The sequence below is a fragment of the Agrobacterium sp. YIC 4121 genome (genome assembly GCF_002008205.1).
Classification (GTDB): Bacteria; Pseudomonadota; Alphaproteobacteria; order Rhizobiales; family Rhizobiaceae; genus Agrobacterium; species Agrobacterium leguminum.
Genome location: NZ_MRDI01000001.1, coordinates 661,195 through 677,498, shown reverse-complemented (window position 1 = coordinate 677,498; position 16,304 = coordinate 661,195). Strand labels below are relative to the sequence as shown.

Here is a 16,304-nt window from a genome sequence, read left to right as displayed (position 1 = left end):
TTACGCCTCCACGGGTTGAATGCGCGTCGTGCGCGGCAGGCAGACAAATCTGTCGGCGGATGTCAGGATGAGGTCGACGCCGCGCGGGAAGATGGCGTTGTTCTCCGCCCACAGCCGCGGGAATATGTCCAGCAGGCCCGTGGGGCTGATGATGTTGACGTGGCGGATACCGGGGCCGGAGAGCAGCAATTCCCGTCCTCCATCCAGATCAGGCAGCTCGATGATGAACGTGGTGGAGCGGTCGGGATATTCCTGACTTCCCTGGGCGAAGAGACCGAAGGAGGCTATGGCGCTGCCCGCTTCGATGACGGCGAAATGCGCTGCGCTTTTTTCATCCGTCGCAACCGCGCCGGTATGAAATCCGATCCAGCCGGGGACGGTTGTTTTCCGCAGGGCGCCGCTCAGCCAGAACGGCGTATCGTGATCGCAGAGCGCCAACAGGACCGCGCCGGTGGCGGGGGCGAGAGGCAATGGTGGGGCGACTGCGGTTTCGATTGTCTGCGGCGTGCCCGGCCGGGCCATGCCATCCATGAGTTTCTTGAAAATCCGTTGGGAATCGAAGACGGCGTCGGAAAAACCGCCCGTCAATGCTTCGGCCTTGACGCTCATCAATCTTCTCCTCGAACCATGGTGAAGAAATCGACCCGGGTGGCGGCGGTCTCTTTTGTTTTCCTGTCCTTCTCCTCGGCCAGTCGTTTCTCGACCGGTGAAAGAAGCTCGGTCTCGACAAAGCTGCGGGTCGGGCTTTCCTGCCAGAGCGCATCGAAAACGGCGGCGTACCAGGCCTTCTTGCGGCCGGTGCCGAGAACATGGGCGTGACCCACTGTGCCAGAGGCAAGCTTGACGGTTGCCCGGGTCACGGTCGTCTCGCCCAGATTGAAGGGCGCGCCGCCGCCGCCGATACGGCCCTTGACCATGACGAGGCCGGTTTCCGGCCCGCGTACATTTTCCGTCCGGGGGCTCTCATCCTGTCGGTTCCAGACGGTTTCGAGTTCCTGCACGGTGGCGCGGGCAAGAAGCGCCGCCACCCGCTTTCTGTCTGCATGCAAGTCTGCAGTTTCGTGAATCATCGCTTGACCTCTAATGTCTATTGATATAGACAACTATACAATATAAGGTACATTTAACGTTCGTGAATGACAAGCGTGTGACATGGGCCCTTCGGCAGCGATGAAAAGAAAGAACGGCGTGGCGCTCTGGCGGCAGATCGCCGACCGGATCAGAGGCGAGATCGCGGCGGGCGATCACGATGAAACCGGCATGTTGCCGCCGGAAATGATGCTGGCCGAAAAATTCGGCGTCAACCGCCATACCGTCAGAAGCGCTATTGCGGCGCTGGCCAGTGAAGGCATTCTCGAGCCGATGCAGGGGCGCGGCACGATGATCGCCCGCAAGGAGCGCCTGAGTTTTCCGATTTCACGGCGCACGCGATTTACGGCGGGCATCGGCGATCAGGTCAAGGAAATGGAAGCGCTGCTTCTTTCCCACACGACCGAACCGGCCAATGCCGATCTGGCGGCACGGCTGCAATTGCCGGCGGGTGCGCCGCTCATACGTCTGGAAACGCTGCGCAAGGCCGATAATCGCCCGGTCTCCCGTTCGACCACATGGTTCCCGGCCGATCGTTTCGCCGGAATAGGAGAGGCCTATCAGAAGAGCGGCTCGATTACGGCTGCCTTCAATATGCTGGGCGTGGCGGATTACGTGCGTATTTCAACCGTCATTTCCGCCAGCCATGCGGACACGCAGGATCTGGCCGATCTGGAGCTGTCGCCGGGTGCAATCCTGCTCGTCACCCAGGCGCTGAATGCCGATATGGATGGCGTACCGGTGCAATATGCCATCAGCCGCTTCTCGGCTGATACGGTCGAATTCACGGTGGAGAATTAAGGCGAAGCTTACTCCGCCTGCGAAAGCCCCAGCACATCCAGCATGGAATAGAAGCCTGGCTTCTTGTCGAAGGCCCAGACGGCTGCAGCAATCGCGCCGCGTGCGAAAATGGAGCGGTCGCCGGCATAGTGCGAAAGCTCGACGCGCTCGCCCTCTCCGGCGAAGATCACAGAGTGTTCGCCGATCACCGAGCCGCCGCGCAGCGTGGCGAAACCGATGGTCCCGGCTTCACGCGCGCCCGTATGCCCGTCGCGCACGCGAACGGACGATGTAGTGAGGTCGACCTTGCGGCCCGCCGCCGCCGCCTCGCCGAGCAGAAGGGCGGTACCTGAGGGCGCATCCACCTTGTGCTTGTGATGCATTTCAAGGATTTCGATATCCCAGTTCTGCGCATCCAGCGCCTGCGCTGCCTGCTGTGTGAGAACACTGAGCAGGTTGACGCCGAGGCTCATATTTCCCGACTTGACGATGCGGGCATGGCGCGACGCCGCCTTGAATTTTTCCTCGTCTTCCGCCGAGCAACCCGTGGTGCCGATGACATGCACGATGCGGGCCTGTGCGGCGAGGCCGGCGAAGGTGACACTGGTTGCCGGCGAAGTGAAATCGATCACCCCTTCCGCATGCAGAAATGCCTGCAACGGATCGCTGGTGATTTCGACGTCTATCGGGCCGAGACCGGCGATTTCGCCCGCATCGCGGCCAACAAAGGCAGAGCCCTCGCGCGCGACGGCGGCGTGCAGCTGGACGCCGGGGGTCTGGTGAATGAGGCGGATCAGCGCCTGTCCCATGCGGCCCGCCGCGCCGACCACCACCAGTTTCATGCCGCTGCTGCCCATGCTGTCACTCACTTTTCATCTCGGGCGGATCGAAATCCGCCGGTATTTGTCGATTGATGTTTTCAGCAGCGACGTTAAAGACCGCCCGCCTGCTTCGCAAGCATCACGAAGGGCTGACCGTTGGAAACGATCAGGCCCTCCAGCGTCGTCCGTCCAGCGACAGGCCGAAATCGGACGGCGTTCTCGAATAGGTGGCGAGGCCGGAAAGAGCCGCCTGCGGATGGGTGACGACGAAGGTGGGAATGGTCCGCATCAGCGCACTGTGCGGCGCCTTGTCTTCGAAGGCGGCCCGGAATTCCGGGCTCTTCAGCGCCGGAATGATCTTCTGCGAAATACCGCCGGCCAGATAGACACCGCCCTTGGCCATGAAAATCAGCGCGAGGTCACCGGCCACGCGGCCGAGATAGGTGCTGAACAGCGAAAGAGTTTCTTTCGCCTGCGGGTTGTCGCCCGAAAGCCCCTGCGAGGTAATGTCGGCCGGATCGGAAAAGACAGGCTCGATGCCATCGGCGGTGCAGACGGCCCGGTAAAGATTGACCAGCCCGCGCCCGCACAGGATCTGCTCCCCGGCGACACGGCCCTCGATGGTTTCGATATGCGGAAAAACCGCATAGTCACGCGCGCTTCTCGGGCCGATATCGATATGGCCGCCCTCACCAGGCACCGGGAACCACATATGACGGGCATAAACCAGCCCGGCGACGCCAAGCCCCGTGCCGGGTCCAAGAACGACGCGCGATGCCAGCACATCCTTGCGGCCGGAGCCGATGGGTTCGCGGTTGTTGTCGTCAAGCGCTGCAATCGCCAGAGCCTGCGCCTCGAAGTCGTTGATGACGATGACATCCTTCAGGCCAAGATTGGCCAGCATGTCCTTTGGCTTGACGACCCAATGGCAATTGGTGAGCGGTATCTCGTCACCTTCGATCGGGCCGGCAATCGCCAGAATGGTCGAGACCGGCTGGAGCGAGGTCTTGTCCAGAACCGCCTGCTGAATGGCGTCGTCGATAGTCGGATATTCCGCCGTCTTCACGGTGGTGAGGTGCACCGGTTCGGCAAAGGAATCGATCAGAATGGAAAAGCGGGCATTGGTGCCGCCGATGTCGCCAAGCAGGATCGGAAAGGACAGATATTCGGTATCGGACGTCTTCGGCATTGCCTGTTCCATGTTGGGAGGTTCAGTTGGCGACGTGGAAGTCGATGAGATTTTCTGCGGTGGCGCGGTTGAGCGCCATGGGAATATCGTAAACCGTAGCAAGTCGCGTCAGCGCCTTCACATCCACATCATGCGGCATTGCCGTCAGTGGGTCGGTGAAGAAGATCAGCATATCCACCTCGCCGGTCGCAATCATCGCGCCAATCTGCTGGTCGCCGCCGAGAGGACCGCTTTTGAGGCGAATGACTTCGAGACCCGGACAGGCTTCCTGTACCCGCCCGCCGGTGGTGCCGGTGGCGACGATCCTGAAACCGGCAAGCGCCTTCTGGTGATGACGGGCGAAATCCGCCATATCGTCCTTTTTCTCGTCGTGAGCGATGAGCGCGATACAGCGTTGTCCTTCCATGGTTCCAGCCCGTTCCATCAAGAATTAAATCGATTTGAAGCCTTCTATAACAGCTTGCCGCCATTTGAAAAGGGAAGCTGTTGAATGCCTCATTTCTGTTTCAGTTCAATGTCGGGCGCTGGGTGGGAAGCGGAATATCCGAAGGCGGCTGCAGGGCGGGGGCCGCCTGAATGACCTGTTCCAAGTTTTGCTGGCGCGTTGCCGGAGCAGGCGAATAGGCCTGAGCTGCAAGTCCCTCGGGATTGGCGGAAGGGGCGGCAGCCACGGCGGCGCAGGCCGAGGGCAGATCGGAAACCATGACCGGGCGCGGTTTCACCGGCTTGGCGTTGGGATCCTTTTTCGGCGGCGCCCATGGTTCCTTGCTGAACCACCAGGCAAGCGACTTGTCGCAGCCGTCGCCTTTGCCCACGGCCGCCTGCGGTTTGCAATTGGGCGCGCCCGGCGGGCATTCGAGACGGATGTGGAAATGCTCGTCATGGCCGTAGATCGGCCTGATCTTGCCCATAAAGGTGCGGTCGCCGGTCCATGTCTGGCAGAGTTTCTGCTTGATGGCCGGGTTGACGAAGACACGCTCCACCTGCGGATAGCTTGCCGCCATCATCACCAGCCGGGCATTGAGCGGTGACCACTTGCGGTCATCGACCGTCAGGAACTTGCTCTTGTCCAGCATGGAGATGAAAGGCACCGTTTCGCGCTGTTCCGCGGTGAGCCGCGGGGTCGGCATCGGCCGCCACCATATGTCGACATCAAGGCCGATCTGGTGCGACGCATGGCCGGTCAGCATCGGCCCGCCGCGCGGCTGGGAAATATCGCCCAGCAGCAGGCCCGGCCAGCCGATCTTCTGGGCATCCTGCGAAAATTGTTCGAGGAAGGAAATCATCTGCGGCTGGCCCCAGCGCCGGTTGCGGGAAAGGCGCATGGCCTGCCAGCCGGGACCGTCCGTCGGCATGGCGATGGCGCCGGACTGGCAGCCCTTGGCATAGGAGCCGATCGGCTGCGAGCCCGTGGCGGAAGGCAGCGCCATGTGGCCAAACACTTCTTTCGCGGGCCTGTCCTCGGCCGATGCGGTTTCCATCTGCAACTGCAGCGCGGAGACGACCGAAATCGCCAGCATGGCCGCCTTGAAAACTCTCGATGATCCCGCCGTCATATCGTCGTGCCCGTCCGATCAGATGATTCTCTTCCCCTTAAGATAAACTGTAACGGGATTTTGTTGAAACCATGTTTCGCCCCGCCTGTTGCAAAGCGGGAGGATAAAGGCGCGGATAAAGAGCTTGTGAGCCAGCGCATCTGTTTTTTGCCAATCTTTGTTTTATGCTCTCTCCAACAAACGCGAAAACAGGGACATTCCCCCGATGATATTGGCACCACTGAAATCCCGTCTCCTCATTGCTCTTGCGGCATCCGCCCTGCTGATACCGGCGGCGGCCTCCGCACAATCGGCCGACGTGTGGCGGAAGGGGATTTCGACGGTCGGGGAACTGAAACATCCCGATGGCTTCGATCATTTCGACTATGTGAACACCAAGGCGCCGAAAGGCGGCACCCTTCGCCTGTCGACGGCGGGCACTTTCGATACCCTTAATCCGCTGCTTGCCAAGGGGGAGGCGGCGACCGGCCTGTCGCTCGTTTTCGATACATTGATGAAATCGACGGAAGAGGAGCTGTCGGCCTCCTACGGTCTTCTGGCCGAGGGCGTGAGCTACCCGGACGATATTTCGAAAGCCACCTTCCGGCTGCGCGCCGAGGCGAAATGGGCCGATGGCAAGCCGGTGACGCCGGAAGATGTCGTCTTCAGCTTCGAAAAAGCCAAGGATTTGAGCCCGCAGCTTGCGACATACTACACTCATGTCACCAAGGCGGAGGTGAGCGGGGAAAGGGACATCACCTTCACTTTCGACGAAAAGAACAATCGCGAATTGCCGCAGATTGTCGGGCAATTGCTGATCGTTCCCAAGCACTGGTGGGAAGCCGCCGGCCCGGATGGCAAGCCGCGCGACATATCGCGTGGCACGCTGGAACCGGTGATGGGTTCCGGCCCCTACAAGATTGCCTCAGTCTCTCCCGGCTCGACAATCGCTTACGAACGCCGCGACGACTACTGGGGCAAGGACGTCAATGTGAATGTGGGGATGAACAATTTCAAAACCATCGCCTACACCTTCTTTGCCGATCAGGATGTGGAATTCCAGGCCTTCAAGTCCGGCACCGTTGATTTCCGCCAAGAAGCCTCCTCCAGCCGCTGGGTCACGGGTTATGATTTCCCGGCCGTCAAGGAAGGCCGCGTCAAGAAGGAAGAACTGCCGAATATCTATCGTTCCGTCGGTATCATGCAGGCCTTTGTGCCGAACATGCGCCGCGAAAAGTTCCAGAACCCGAACCTGCGCAAGGCACTCAACTACGCCTTCGATTTCGAGGAGCTGAACCGAACGCTGGCTTACGGCCAGTTCCAGCGCATCAACAGCTTTTTCATGGGCAGTGAGCTGGCCTCTTCCGGCCTGCCGACCGGTCGCGAGCTGGAAATTCTTCAGGAACTGAAGGATCAGATTCCGCCGGAGGTTTTCACCACCGAATACCGCAACCCCGTGGCAGGCGACCCCGCCAAGCAGCGCGACAATCTGCGCGAAGCGGTCAGGCTGATGAAGGAAGCCGGTTACGAGCTGCGCGGCAACCGCATGGTCAATGCGAAAACCGGACAGCCGCTCGACATGGAGTTTCTGATCGATTCCGCCGGCATGGAAAGAACCATCCTTCCCTATGTCCAGAATCTGAAGAAGATCGGCATCAACGCGACGATCCGGACCGTCGACGCCTCGCAATATACCAACCGCACCCGCAGCTTCGACTATGACGTGATCGTCAAGCTCTGGGCGACTTCGGCGAACCCCGGGAACGAACAGGCGGATTTCTGGGGCTCGGCCGCCGCTGACCGGCAGGGTTCCAACAATATTGCCGGAATCAAGAATCCCGCCGTCGACGCGTTGGTCAGGAAGGTCATATTTGCGCCCAACCGGGATGAACAGGTGGCCGCCGCACGCGCGCTCGACCGGGTGCTTCTGGCAAACAGCTATGTCATCCCGCAATTCTATCGCGGCGAGATGTTCATCGCTTACTGGAACACGCTTATCCGTCCGGAAAACCTGCCCCAATATGGCGTCGGTTTTCCCGATGCATGGTGGTCCAGTCAGGCCGGAAACTGACGCCGGCCTTGCTTTCGTGGCGAAGGCTTGATTCACATAGGGCGAGACGAATCGCTTAAAGCGCAGGCAGGCGCTTTCAGGAAAGGACCGGGTTTGACAGAAACGAAAACCGCTGACGTATCGGCCGGGAGCAGAGGCTGATGGGCGCCTATATCCTCAGACGTCTGGCGCTGATGATCCCGACCATCATCGGCATTATGGGCATTTCGTTTCTCGTCATCCAGTTCGCGCCGGGCGGGCCGGTGGAACAGGTCGTCGCGCAATTGACCGGGCAGGGCGACAGCGCCTCCGACCGGCTATCGGGCGGCGGCGATCTCATGGGCCAGTCCGGCGGTTTCGATGATAGCGGTTCGAAATATCGCGGTGCGCAGGGTCTTGATCCGGAACTGATCGCCAAGCTCGAAAAACAGTTCGGTTTCGACAAACCGCCGCTCACCCGTTTTCTCGAAATGATGTGGAATTACATCCGCTTCGATTTTGGCGACAGTTTCTTCCGCAATTCCTCGGTGATCGATCTCATCATCGACAAGCTGCCGGTCTCGGCCTCGCTCGGCTTCTGGATCCTGATCATTTCCTACATCATCTCCATTCCGCTCGGCATCAAGAAGGCCGTGTCCGACGGCTCGACCTTCGATGTCTGGACCTCCGGCATCATCATCATCGGTTATGCCGTGCCGAGCTTCCTGTTCGGTATCCTGCTTATCGTCCTCTTCGCCGGCGGATCCTTCTTCGACTGGTTCCCGCTGCGCGGTCTGGTATCGGATAATTTTGATCAGCTGAACTGGTGGCAGAAGATCATCGACTATTTCTGGCATCTGACCCTGCCGCTCATCGCACTGTCGCTTTCGGCCTTCGCTACGACGACGCTTCTGACCAAGAACTCCTTCATCGACGAAATCAAGAAACAATATGTCATCACCGCCCGCGCCAAGGGCCTTACCGAGCGCAGGGTTCTTTATGGTCATGTCTTTCGCAACGCGATGCTGATCGTGATCGCCGGTTTTCCCGGCGCCTTCATCTCGGCCTTCTTCACCGGATCGCTGCTGATCGAGAATATCTTCTCGCTCGACGGTCTAGGTCGCCTCGGTTATCTCTCGGTCGTCAACCGCGATTACCCGATCGTCTTCGGCACGCTCTTCATCTTCTCGCTGATGGGCCTCGTCGTCGGCCTTATTTCCGACCTGATCTATACATGGATCGATCCGCGTATCGATTTCGAGCGGAGGGATGTGTGATGACACTTGCCCATGCCGCCGAAACGGAAACGCTGGTAAAACCGAAGCGCCCGTGGTTTTCGCCGACCACCAAGCGCCGCTGGCAAAATTTCAAGGCAAACCGGCGCGGTTACTGGTCTTTCTGGCTGTTCCTGCTCCTGTTTTTCCTGAGCCTGATTGCGGAATTCATTGCCAATGACAAACCCATTCTCGCTTCCTACAAGGGCGAGTTGTTGGTGCCGGTCATGGTGGATTATCCGGAGGAAAAATTCGGCGGGTTCCTTGCCCAGACCGATTACAAATCCTCCTTCATTCAGGATGAGATCAACGCCAATGGCTGGATGATCTGGCCACCGATCCGCTACTCCTATCAGACGGTCAATTCCAATATTCCGCATTCGGCGCCGACCGCGCCCTTCTGGCTGATGGATAAAAAGGATCGCTGCTCGGCGTACCCGCAGGGCGATGCCGATCCCGGCTGCACGCTTGGCAATCTCAACTGGCTCGGAACCGACAATCAGGCCCGCGACGTCACGGCGCGGATGATCTATGGTTTCCGCATTTCCGTGCTGTTCGGCCTGACGCTGACCATCGCGTCGGCCCTTGTCGGCGTCACCGCCGGTGCGATCCAGGGTTATTTCGGCGGTTGGACTGACCTTTTGTTGCAGCGTTTCATCGAAATCTGGTCGTCCATGCCGGTGCTCTACATCCTGCTCATCATCGCGGCCATCCTGCCGCCGGGCTTCTTCGTGCTGCTCGGCATCATGCTGCTCTTTTCATGGGTCGGCTTCGTCGGCATTGTGCGCGCCGAATTCCTGCGCGCCAGAAACTTCGAATATGTCCGCGCCGCCCGCGCACTCGGCGTCGGCAACTGGACGATCATGTTCCGCCACCTTCTGCCCAACGCCATGGTGGCAACACTGACCTTCCTGCCCTTCATCCTCTCCGGTTCGATCACGACGCTCACCTCGCTCGATTTCCTCGGCTTCGGCATGCCGCCGGGTTCGCCGTCGCTGGGCGAGATGATCGCGCAGGGCAAGAACAACCTTCAGGCCCCCTGGCTTGGCCTCACTGCGTTTTTCACCATGTCCATCATGCTGTCACTGTTGATTTTCGTCGGTGAAGCGGTGCGCGACGCCTTCGACCCACGCAAGACGTTCCGGTGATCGCCATGACGGAAACAAAGACCCAACCGCTTCTCTCCGTCCGCGATCTCTCCGTCGCCTTTCATCAGGGCGGCGCGACGAGCATCGCTGTCGATCATGTGTCCTTCGATCTGATGCCGGGCGAAGTCGTTGCCCTCGTCGGCGAGTCCGGTTCCGGCAAGTCCGTGACGGCGAACTCCATTCTCAAATTGCTGCCCTATCCGGCGGCAAGCCATCCCTCGGGGAAAATCCTGTTCGACGGCAAGGATATGCTGACTTTGCCGGAACGCTCCCTGCGCGCGGTCCGCGGCAACGACGTCACCATGATTTTCCAGGAGCCGATGACCTCGCTCAACCCGCTCCACACCATCGAGCGGCAGATCGGCGAGATTCTGGAACTGCATCAGGCAATCACCGGAGCGCAGTTGCGGGCGCGCACGCTGGAACTGTTGTTGCAGGTTGGCATCCGTGAACCGGAAAAGCGCCTGAAGGCCTATCCGCATGAATTGTCCGGCGGCCAGCGGCAGCGCGTGATGATTGCCATGGCGCTTGCCAACCGGCCGAAACTGCTGATCGCCGATGAACCGACGACGGCGCTCGACGTGACGGTTCAGGCCCAGATTCTGGAGCTGCTCGGCGATCTGAAAAGGCAGCACGGCATGTCCATGCTGTTCATCACCCACGATCTCGGCATCGTTCGCAAGTTTGCCGATCGCGTCTGCGTCATGACCAAGGGCAAGATTGTCGAGACTGGCACCGTGGAGCAGGTTTTCAACGATCCGCAGCACGCCTATACGCGCCATCTTCTGGCGGCGGAGCCGAAGGGCGAGCCGCCACATTCCGACGCCAGCAAACCCGTGGTCATGCAGGGTGACGATATCAAGGTCTGGTTTCCCATCAAGGCGGGGCTGATGCGCCGGGTGGTCGACCATGTGAAGGCGGTCGATGGCATCGATATTACCCTCCGCGCCGGCCAGACGGTGGGCGTGGTGGGCGAATCCGGTTCCGGCAAGACCACGCTCGGTCTGGCGCTCTCGCGGTTGATTGCGTCTGAAGGGCGTATCAGCTTCATCGGCCAGTCGATCGACCACTATTCCTATGAAATGATGAAGCCGCTCAGAAACCGGCTGCAGGTGGTGTTTCAGGATCCTTACGGTTCGCTCAGTCCACGAATGTCGGTCGGCGAGATTGTCGCGGAAGGCCTGAAGGTGCATGAGCGGTCTCTGTCTGCCGACGAGCGCGATACGCGTGTCGCCACCGCGCTGGAAGAGGTCGGCCTCGATCCGGCCACCCGCTGGCGGTATCCGCATGAATTTTCCGGCGGCCAGCGCCAGCGCATCGCTATTGCCCGCGCCATGGTGCTGAAACCGCGTTTCGTCATGTTGGATGAGCCGACCTCCGCGCTTGACATGAGCGTGCAGGCGCAGGTGGTCGATCTGCTGCGCGATCTGCAGGCGAAGCACGAACTCGCCTATCTCTTCATCAGCCACGATCTGAAGGTGGTGAAGGCGCTCGCCAACGACCTGATCGTCATGCGCCATGGCAAGGTGGTGGAGAGCGGCCCGGCGGCGGAAATCTTCGCTGACCCGCAGCAGGACTATACCAAGGCGTTGCTGGCGGCCGCCTTCAACATCGAGGCGATGAAAACGAACGCTATAAGCCACTAGGCTGCATTGCTGTTTCTGTTAAGGTGATGATTTTTCTGTTGCTTCGCGGAAAATGCCGACCCATGTTGAGGGGCATGTGACGCGGAAACGGATTGATTGCCATGGCAGCGGATGTGATCGTTTTGGGGGCAGGGATCATCGGGGTCTCCATCGCCTTGCAACTGGCCCGCAGGGGTAAGTCGGTGGTGCTGGTCGACCGGCGCGGGCCGGGTGAGGAGACCTCGTTCGGCAATGCCGGGCTGATCCAGAGAGAAGGCGTCGTGCCTTATGCCTTCCCGCAGGATCTCGCCCTGTTGCTGCGCTATTCCCTGAACAACAGCATCGATGCCCGCTATCACCTCTCCGCTTTGCCGAAGATCGCGCCTTTTCTCGGCCGCTACTGGTACAATTCCGCAGCCTCGCGCCACGCGGCAATTGCCCGCGCCTATGCGCCGCTGATCGAGCATTCGGTTTCGGAGCACAATATCCTGATCGAGGAGGCGAAAGCCGGTGATCTGATCGTCAAGAACGGCTGGATGGAGGCGTACAGAACCGCCGCAAGGCGGGATGCCGATTTTGCTTTCGCTGAGCGTCTGGCGCGCGACCATGGCATTTCCCATACGAAACTCGACGCCGAGGAGCTTGCCGCAGCCGAGCCGCATCTGAGCCATGATTTCGTCGGCGGCCTGAAATGGAACGATCCCTGGTCGGTGCGCGATCCGCATGCGCTGACGCTCGCTTATGTCCGGCTGTTCGAGAGCCTCGGCGGAAGCTTCGTCAGGGGCGATGCCTCCACCCTCAGCCAGACGGTGAGCGGGTGGACGGTGCGCACCGAAACCGGCGCGGTCGAGGCCGAACATGCCGTCGTGGCACTTGGCCCCTGGGCGGATATCGTTACGGAACGGCTGGGTTACCGCTTTCCACTCGGTGTGAAACGCGGTTACCACATGCATTATGCGCCGCAGGAGGGCACGAAGCTCAATAACTGGCTGATCGACGCCGAGCGCGGTTATTTCCTCGCGCCGATGCGAAAGGGCATCCGCCTGACGACGGGCGCGGAATTTGCTGAACGCGATGCACCGAAATCTCCCGTGCAGATCGAGCGGGCAGAGCGGGTGGCGCGCACCGTCTTTCCTCTCGGCGGCCGGCTGGATGCGGAACCGTGGATGGGTGCGCGGCCCTGCACGCCGGATATGATGCCGATCATCGGCAAAGCGCCGCGCCATAAAACATTGTGGTTTGCTTTCGGGCACGCCCACCATGGCCTTACACTTGGGCCGATCACCGGCCGTGTATTGGCGGAAACCATGCTGGGTGAAACGCCGGTTATCGCCATCGACGCCTATCGCCCTGAAAGGTTCAATCCCTGATAGCTAAATCCGCTGGCCTTCCGGGGACAGGCCACGTAACATGGTCGCATGCTGGGGCGGGATGGCGAAAAGTGTAAGCGGTTTTCGCCTGAAATCCCGTTCTAACTATATAATTTAGATCATGTAATGATCTAAAGGGGAAAAGGGGCGAAACGTCATCATGGTGGCGAGGTTTCTCATCTATCAGCAGCAGGACGACTTTCGTTAGCGCAACTCGCTGCGCATGAAACGAGATGGAAACGGCTTGCTGGTGCATGATGGATGATATTGAAAACGCAAAGAAATTTTTCGCCGATAACCCCGATATCGAAATTCTCGAAGCTTTCGTCATAGACGCGAACGGCGTGCCGCGCGGCAAATGGATTCCGCGCGAACGGGCAATCGACGTTCTTGAAAAGGGAATGGCCATTCCCCGGTCGGTCTATGCGCTGGATATCTGGGGCCGGGATGTGCATGCCGCAGGCCTTGCGGAAGGCACGGGCGATCCGGACGGGTTTTGTTTCCCCGTTCCAGGCACACTGTCGCGGGTGACATGGCTTGGCCGCCCGACGGCGCAGGTTCTGCTGGCAATGAAAAATCCGGATGGAACCGGCTTTTATGGCGATCCGCGCCATGTTCTGACGCAGGTTCTGAACGCTTATAAAAAGGCCGGTCTCACACCGGTCGTTGCCACCGAACTCGAATTTTACTTGATCGATCCCGTCCGCTCCGCGCTCGATCCCGTCCGTCCGCCGCATAGCCGCGAGGGCCGCTGGCACACGGGCCAGACCCAGGTTCTGTCGATTTCCGAACTGCAGGATTTCGAGGACGTCTTCCATGATATTGCCACGGCCTGCCGCGCACAGGGCGTGCTTGCCGATACGACGCTGCGGGAAAACGGTCCCGGCCAATATGAGATCAACCTCAATCATGTGCCGGATGCATTGCAGGCGGCCGATTTCGCGGTCTTTCTGAAACGTATCGTCAAGGGCGTGGCGCGACGGCATGACCTCGACGCCACCTTCATGGCCAAGCCTTACGGGTTGCAGGCCGGCAATGGCATGCATGTGCATTTTTCCGTTCTCGACAGGGACGGCAGGAACATCTACGCCGGAGAGGATGGCCCATCGGATGCCTTGATGCATTCGGTCGGCGGCCTTTTGGAAAACATGGGTGAAAGCATGGCGATCTTCGCCCCCCATGCCAATTCTTATCGACGTCTGACCCCCAGCGAACACGCACCGACCTACGCCTCCTGGGGCATTGACAACCGCTCGGCGGCTGTGCGTGTCATCGTTGCCAGCAAGGCCGCGACGCGTATCGAACACCGGGTCGCCGGCGCCGATACCAATCCCTATCTCGTTGTCGCGATGATCCTGAGCGCCGCATTGGCAGGCATGAAGGAGAAGCGCCAACCGGGCGGCGCAATTGCCGGCGACAGCCATGCGATCAATCACGAGCCGCTGCCCACCAACTGGGACTATGCGTTGCAGCGCTTCACGCGGTCGAGCTTTGCCTATGCGACGCTCGGCCAGAAGTACCGCACGCTGTTTTCCGCCTGCAAGCAGCAGGAGCTTTCCGAATTTTCCCTTCGTGTAACCGACGTCGAATATGACGCCTATATCAGGACGGTGTGAAATGGCTGAGGTAACGAACATTCCCAATCCCGGCCACACATCGTCATGGTATGCGGCCTCCGCGAATGTCAAAACCGTGCGGCCGACGCTCGAAGGCGCGCTGGACGCCGATGTCTGCATCATCGGCGGTGGCTTTACCGGCATTTCCGCCGCGCTGGAACTCAGTGAGCGCGGCTATTCCGTCATCGTTCTGGAAGGCGTCCGCGTCGGCTTCGGCGCTTCGGGTCGCAATGGCGGCCAGATCGTCAACGGCTATAGCCGCGATCTCGAAACCATCGCTGGCCGCTATGGGCATGACAAGGCGGTGAAACTCGGCGAAATGTCGCTTGAAGGCGGCGCGATCATCCGCAACCGCATCGCCAAATACGCCATCGATTGTGATCTCGTCGATGGCGGTTTCTTCGCCGCCTTCACGCCGAAACAGATCCGCGAGATGGAGGCCCATAAGGCCCATTGGGAGAAACATGGCCATGGCGGTCTCGAAATGGTCTCGAAGGCGGATGTCGGCCAGTATGTGAAGACCGAACGATATGCCGGCGGCATGATCGACCGCTTCGGCGGGCATATCCACCCACTCAATCTGGTGCAGGGCGAAGCGGCGGCGGCGGAAAGCCTCGGTGCTCGCATATTCGAAAATTCGCGGGTCATTGCGGTGGAGCAGGGCGCAAACCCCGTGGTGCGCACGGCAACAGGCAGCGTGAAGACGAAATATGTCCTCGTCTGCGGCAACGCCTATCTCGGCAAACTCTTGCCGGAAATCGGCGACCGCATGATGCCGGTCTCAAGCCAGGTCATGGCGACGGAGCCGCTCGATGCCGATCTGATCGAGGCCCTTCTGCCCGCCAATTATTGCGTCGAGGATGCCAATTACATTCTCGATTATTACCGCCGGACCTCGGACAATCGCCTGCTCTATGGCGGCGGCATCGGTTATGGCGGCAGCGATCCGGCTGACCTTACGGGCGTGATCCGCCCGAACATGCTCAAAACCTTCCCGCAACTGGAAAAAACGAAAATCGACTTTGCCTGGAGCGGCAATTTCGCGCTGACCCTGACGCGCATTCCGCATATGGGCAGGCTGTCGGACAATATCTATTTCTCGCATGGCGACAGCGGCCATGGTGTGACGACAACCCATCTGCTCGGCAAGATACTGGGCGAGGCCGTTGCCGGCCACGCCGAACGTTTCGATATCTGGAGCTCGCTGCCGAATTATCCGTTCCCCGGCGGCAAGACCTTCCGGGTGCCGCTGACCGTGCTTGGCGCATGGTGGTACGGCCTGCGCGACAGGCTCGGATTTTAGAACGTCACCGTCTTCAAACCGGAAAGTGCGTTATTCGCAATATCCTCCGGTGTGGCATCGATGCTGACGGTCACGACACCCGGTTCGCCGGTCGGCACTTCCAGCGTGGCAAGCTGGGTCTGCAGCAGCGAAAGCGGCATGAAATGGCCCTTGCGTTCGCCCATGCGCCGGCTGAGAAGCTCCAGGCTGCCATCCAGATAGACGAAAGCCAGCGGGCCGCCAGTGGCCTTGCGAAGCCGGTCGCGATAGATTTTCTTGAGCGCCGAGCAGGAAACGACGACACCGTTGCTTTCGCTGCCCTTGCGCAGTTCCGCGCCGATAAGATCGAGCCAGGGCCAGCGGTCTTCGTCCGTCAGCGGAATACCCTCGGACATTTTATCGACGTTGGATTTCGGGTGAAGCTTGTCGCCCTCTATGAAAGCAACGCCCAGTTTCTCCGCCACTGCTTCCGCGACCGTGGACTTGCCGGAGCCGCTCACTCCCATCACGACAATTGCCTGTGTCACCCGAACCTCGAATGTTTCT

15 protein-coding genes are annotated in these 16,304 nt (G+C 60.0%); 8 read left to right on the top strand and 7 right to left on the bottom strand.

Annotated elements, in window-relative coordinates:
• Together phnH and phnG are read right to left on the bottom strand one after the other, a co-directional pair.
• Window positions 1-609 (bottom strand): phosphonate C-P lyase system protein PhnH, encoded by a 609-nt coding sequence (phnH, locus tag BTE54_RS03460; protein ID WP_198939061.1) that lies wholly within the window; start codon window positions 607-609, stop codon window positions 1-3.
• Window positions 609-1,070, bottom strand: a complete 462-nt coding sequence (gene phnG / locus BTE54_RS03455; protein ID WP_078051424.1) for a phosphonate C-P lyase system protein PhnG — start codon at window positions 1,068-1,070, stop codon at window positions 609-611. The genes phnH and phnG overlap by 1 nt, the downstream gene beginning before the upstream one ends.
• Window positions 1,071-1,152: 82 nt before the next feature.
• Between phnG and phnF the strand changes: the two genes are divergently transcribed.
• Complete coding sequence (phnF, locus tag BTE54_RS03450; protein WP_078051423.1) at window positions 1,153-1,890, top strand: phosphonate metabolism transcriptional regulator PhnF; 738 nt, start codon at window positions 1,153-1,155, stop codon at window positions 1,888-1,890.
• 8 nt (window positions 1,891-1,898) lie between these two features.
• Here phnF and dapB read toward each other — a convergent pair whose 3' ends face one another.
• The 4 genes from dapB to mepA form a co-directional block, all read right to left on the bottom strand.
• Complete coding sequence (gene dapB / locus BTE54_RS03445) at window positions 1,899-2,726, bottom strand: 4-hydroxy-tetrahydrodipicolinate reductase (protein ID WP_078051422.1); 828 nt, start codon at window positions 2,724-2,726, stop codon at window positions 1,899-1,901.
• Window positions 2,727-2,856: 130 nt separating this feature from the next.
• Entirely contained in the window at window positions 2,857-3,879 is a 1,023-nt protein-coding gene (locus tag BTE54_RS03440) for a glucokinase (RefSeq protein WP_078051421.1), read from the bottom strand.
• Window positions 3,880-3,901: 22 nt separating this feature from the next.
• A complete protein-coding gene (locus BTE54_RS03435) occupies window positions 3,902-4,285 on the bottom strand; it encodes a methylglyoxal synthase (protein WP_003524431.1) in 384 nt (127 codons plus the stop codon).
• A gap of 100 nt (window positions 4,286-4,385) precedes the next feature.
• Window positions 4,386-5,435 (bottom strand): penicillin-insensitive murein endopeptidase, encoded by a 1,050-nt coding sequence (gene mepA / locus BTE54_RS03430; RefSeq protein ID WP_078051420.1) that lies wholly within the window; start codon window positions 5,433-5,435, stop codon window positions 4,386-4,388.
• 205 nt (window positions 5,436-5,640) lie between these two features.
• Here mepA and BTE54_RS03425 point away from each other — a divergent pair, with 205 nt between their 5' ends.
• The 7 genes from BTE54_RS03425 to BTE54_RS03395 all read left to right on the top strand — a co-directional run bounded on the left by BTE54_RS03425 (window position 5,641) and on the right by BTE54_RS03395 (window position 15,779).
• Window positions 5,641-7,485 (top strand): extracellular solute-binding protein, encoded by a 1,845-nt coding sequence (locus tag BTE54_RS03425; RefSeq protein ID WP_078051419.1) that lies wholly within the window; start codon window positions 5,641-5,643, stop codon window positions 7,483-7,485.
• 140 nt (window positions 7,486-7,625) lie between these two features.
• Window positions 7,626-8,720: a microcin C ABC transporter permease YejB gene (locus BTE54_RS03420; protein WP_065654722.1), complete on the top strand. Its 1,095-nt coding sequence runs from the start codon at window positions 7,626-7,628 to the stop codon at window positions 8,718-8,720.
• Entirely contained in the window at window positions 8,720-9,865 is a 1,146-nt protein-coding gene (locus BTE54_RS03415) for an ABC transporter permease (RefSeq protein WP_078051418.1), read from the top strand. The genes BTE54_RS03420 and BTE54_RS03415 overlap by 1 nt, the downstream gene beginning before the upstream one ends.
• A gap of 5 nt (window positions 9,866-9,870) precedes the next feature.
• Window positions 9,871-11,511: an ABC transporter ATP-binding protein gene (locus BTE54_RS03410; RefSeq protein WP_078051543.1), complete on the top strand. Its 1,641-nt coding sequence runs from the start codon at window positions 9,871-9,873 to the stop codon at window positions 11,509-11,511.
• 101 nt (window positions 11,512-11,612) lie between these two features.
• Window positions 11,613-12,860, top strand: a complete 1,248-nt coding sequence (locus tag BTE54_RS03405) for an FAD-binding oxidoreductase (RefSeq protein ID WP_078051417.1) — start codon at window positions 11,613-11,615, stop codon at window positions 12,858-12,860.
• 254 nt (window positions 12,861-13,114) lie between these two features.
• On the top strand, window positions 13,115-14,476 hold the full coding sequence (locus BTE54_RS03400; protein ID WP_198939060.1) for a glutamine synthetase family protein: 1,362 nt from the start codon (window positions 13,115-13,117) through the stop codon (window positions 14,474-14,476).
• 1 nt (window position 14,477) lies between these two features.
• Window positions 14,478-15,779: an FAD-binding oxidoreductase gene (locus BTE54_RS03395; RefSeq protein WP_198939059.1), complete on the top strand. Its 1,302-nt coding sequence runs from the start codon at window positions 14,478-14,480 to the stop codon at window positions 15,777-15,779.
• Here BTE54_RS03395 and BTE54_RS03390 read toward each other — a convergent pair.
• Window positions 15,776-16,264 carry a gluconokinase gene (locus BTE54_RS03390; RefSeq protein ID WP_162934145.1) on the bottom strand — a complete coding sequence of 163 codons (489 nt, stop codon included), beginning with the start codon at window positions 16,262-16,264 and terminating at the stop codon, window positions 15,776-15,778. The genes BTE54_RS03395 and BTE54_RS03390 overlap by 4 nt on opposite strands.
• Window positions 16,265-16,304: the final 40 nt, after the last annotated feature.

Excerpts from the sequence above, each read along its gene's own strand:
- phnH (WP_198939061.1), bottom strand. The coding sequence starts at position 609 with ATGAGCGTCAAGGCCGAAGCATTGACGGGCGGTTTTTCCGACGCCGTC.
- phnG (WP_078051424.1), bottom strand. The coding sequence starts at position 1,070 with ATGATTCACGAAACTGCAGACTTGCATGCAGACAGAAAGCGGGTGGCG.
- phnF (WP_078051423.1), top strand. The coding sequence starts at position 1,153 with ATGGGCCCTTCGGCAGCGATGAAAAGAAAGAACGGCGTGGCGCTCTGG.
- dapB (WP_078051422.1), bottom strand. The coding sequence starts at position 2,726 with ATGGGCAGCAGCGGCATGAAACTGGTGGTGGTCGGCGCGGCGGGCCGC.
- BTE54_RS03440 (WP_078051421.1), bottom strand. The coding sequence starts at position 3,879 with ATGCCGAAGACGTCCGATACCGAATATCTGTCCTTTCCGATCCTGCTT.
- BTE54_RS03435 (WP_003524431.1), bottom strand. The coding sequence starts at position 4,285 with ATGGAAGGACAACGCTGTATCGCGCTCATCGCTCACGACGAGAAAAAG.
- mepA (WP_078051420.1), bottom strand. The coding sequence starts at position 5,435 with ATGACGGCGGGATCATCGAGAGTTTTCAAGGCGGCCATGCTGGCGATT.
- BTE54_RS03425 (WP_078051419.1), top strand. The coding sequence starts at position 5,641 with ATGATATTGGCACCACTGAAATCCCGTCTCCTCATTGCTCTTGCGGCA.
- BTE54_RS03420 (WP_065654722.1), top strand. The coding sequence starts at position 7,626 with ATGGGCGCCTATATCCTCAGACGTCTGGCGCTGATGATCCCGACCATC.
- BTE54_RS03415 (WP_078051418.1), top strand. The coding sequence starts at position 8,720 with ATGACACTTGCCCATGCCGCCGAAACGGAAACGCTGGTAAAACCGAAG.
- BTE54_RS03410 (WP_078051543.1), top strand. The coding sequence starts at position 9,871 with ATGACGGAAACAAAGACCCAACCGCTTCTCTCCGTCCGCGATCTCTCC.
- BTE54_RS03405 (WP_078051417.1), top strand. The coding sequence starts at position 11,613 with ATGGCAGCGGATGTGATCGTTTTGGGGGCAGGGATCATCGGGGTCTCC.
- BTE54_RS03400 (WP_198939060.1), top strand. The coding sequence starts at position 13,115 with ATGATGGATGATATTGAAAACGCAAAGAAATTTTTCGCCGATAACCCC.
- BTE54_RS03395 (WP_198939059.1), top strand. The coding sequence starts at position 14,478 with ATGGCTGAGGTAACGAACATTCCCAATCCCGGCCACACATCGTCATGG.
- BTE54_RS03390 (WP_162934145.1), bottom strand. The coding sequence starts at position 16,264 with ATGGGAGTGAGCGGCTCCGGCAAGTCCACGGTCGCGGAAGCAGTGGCG.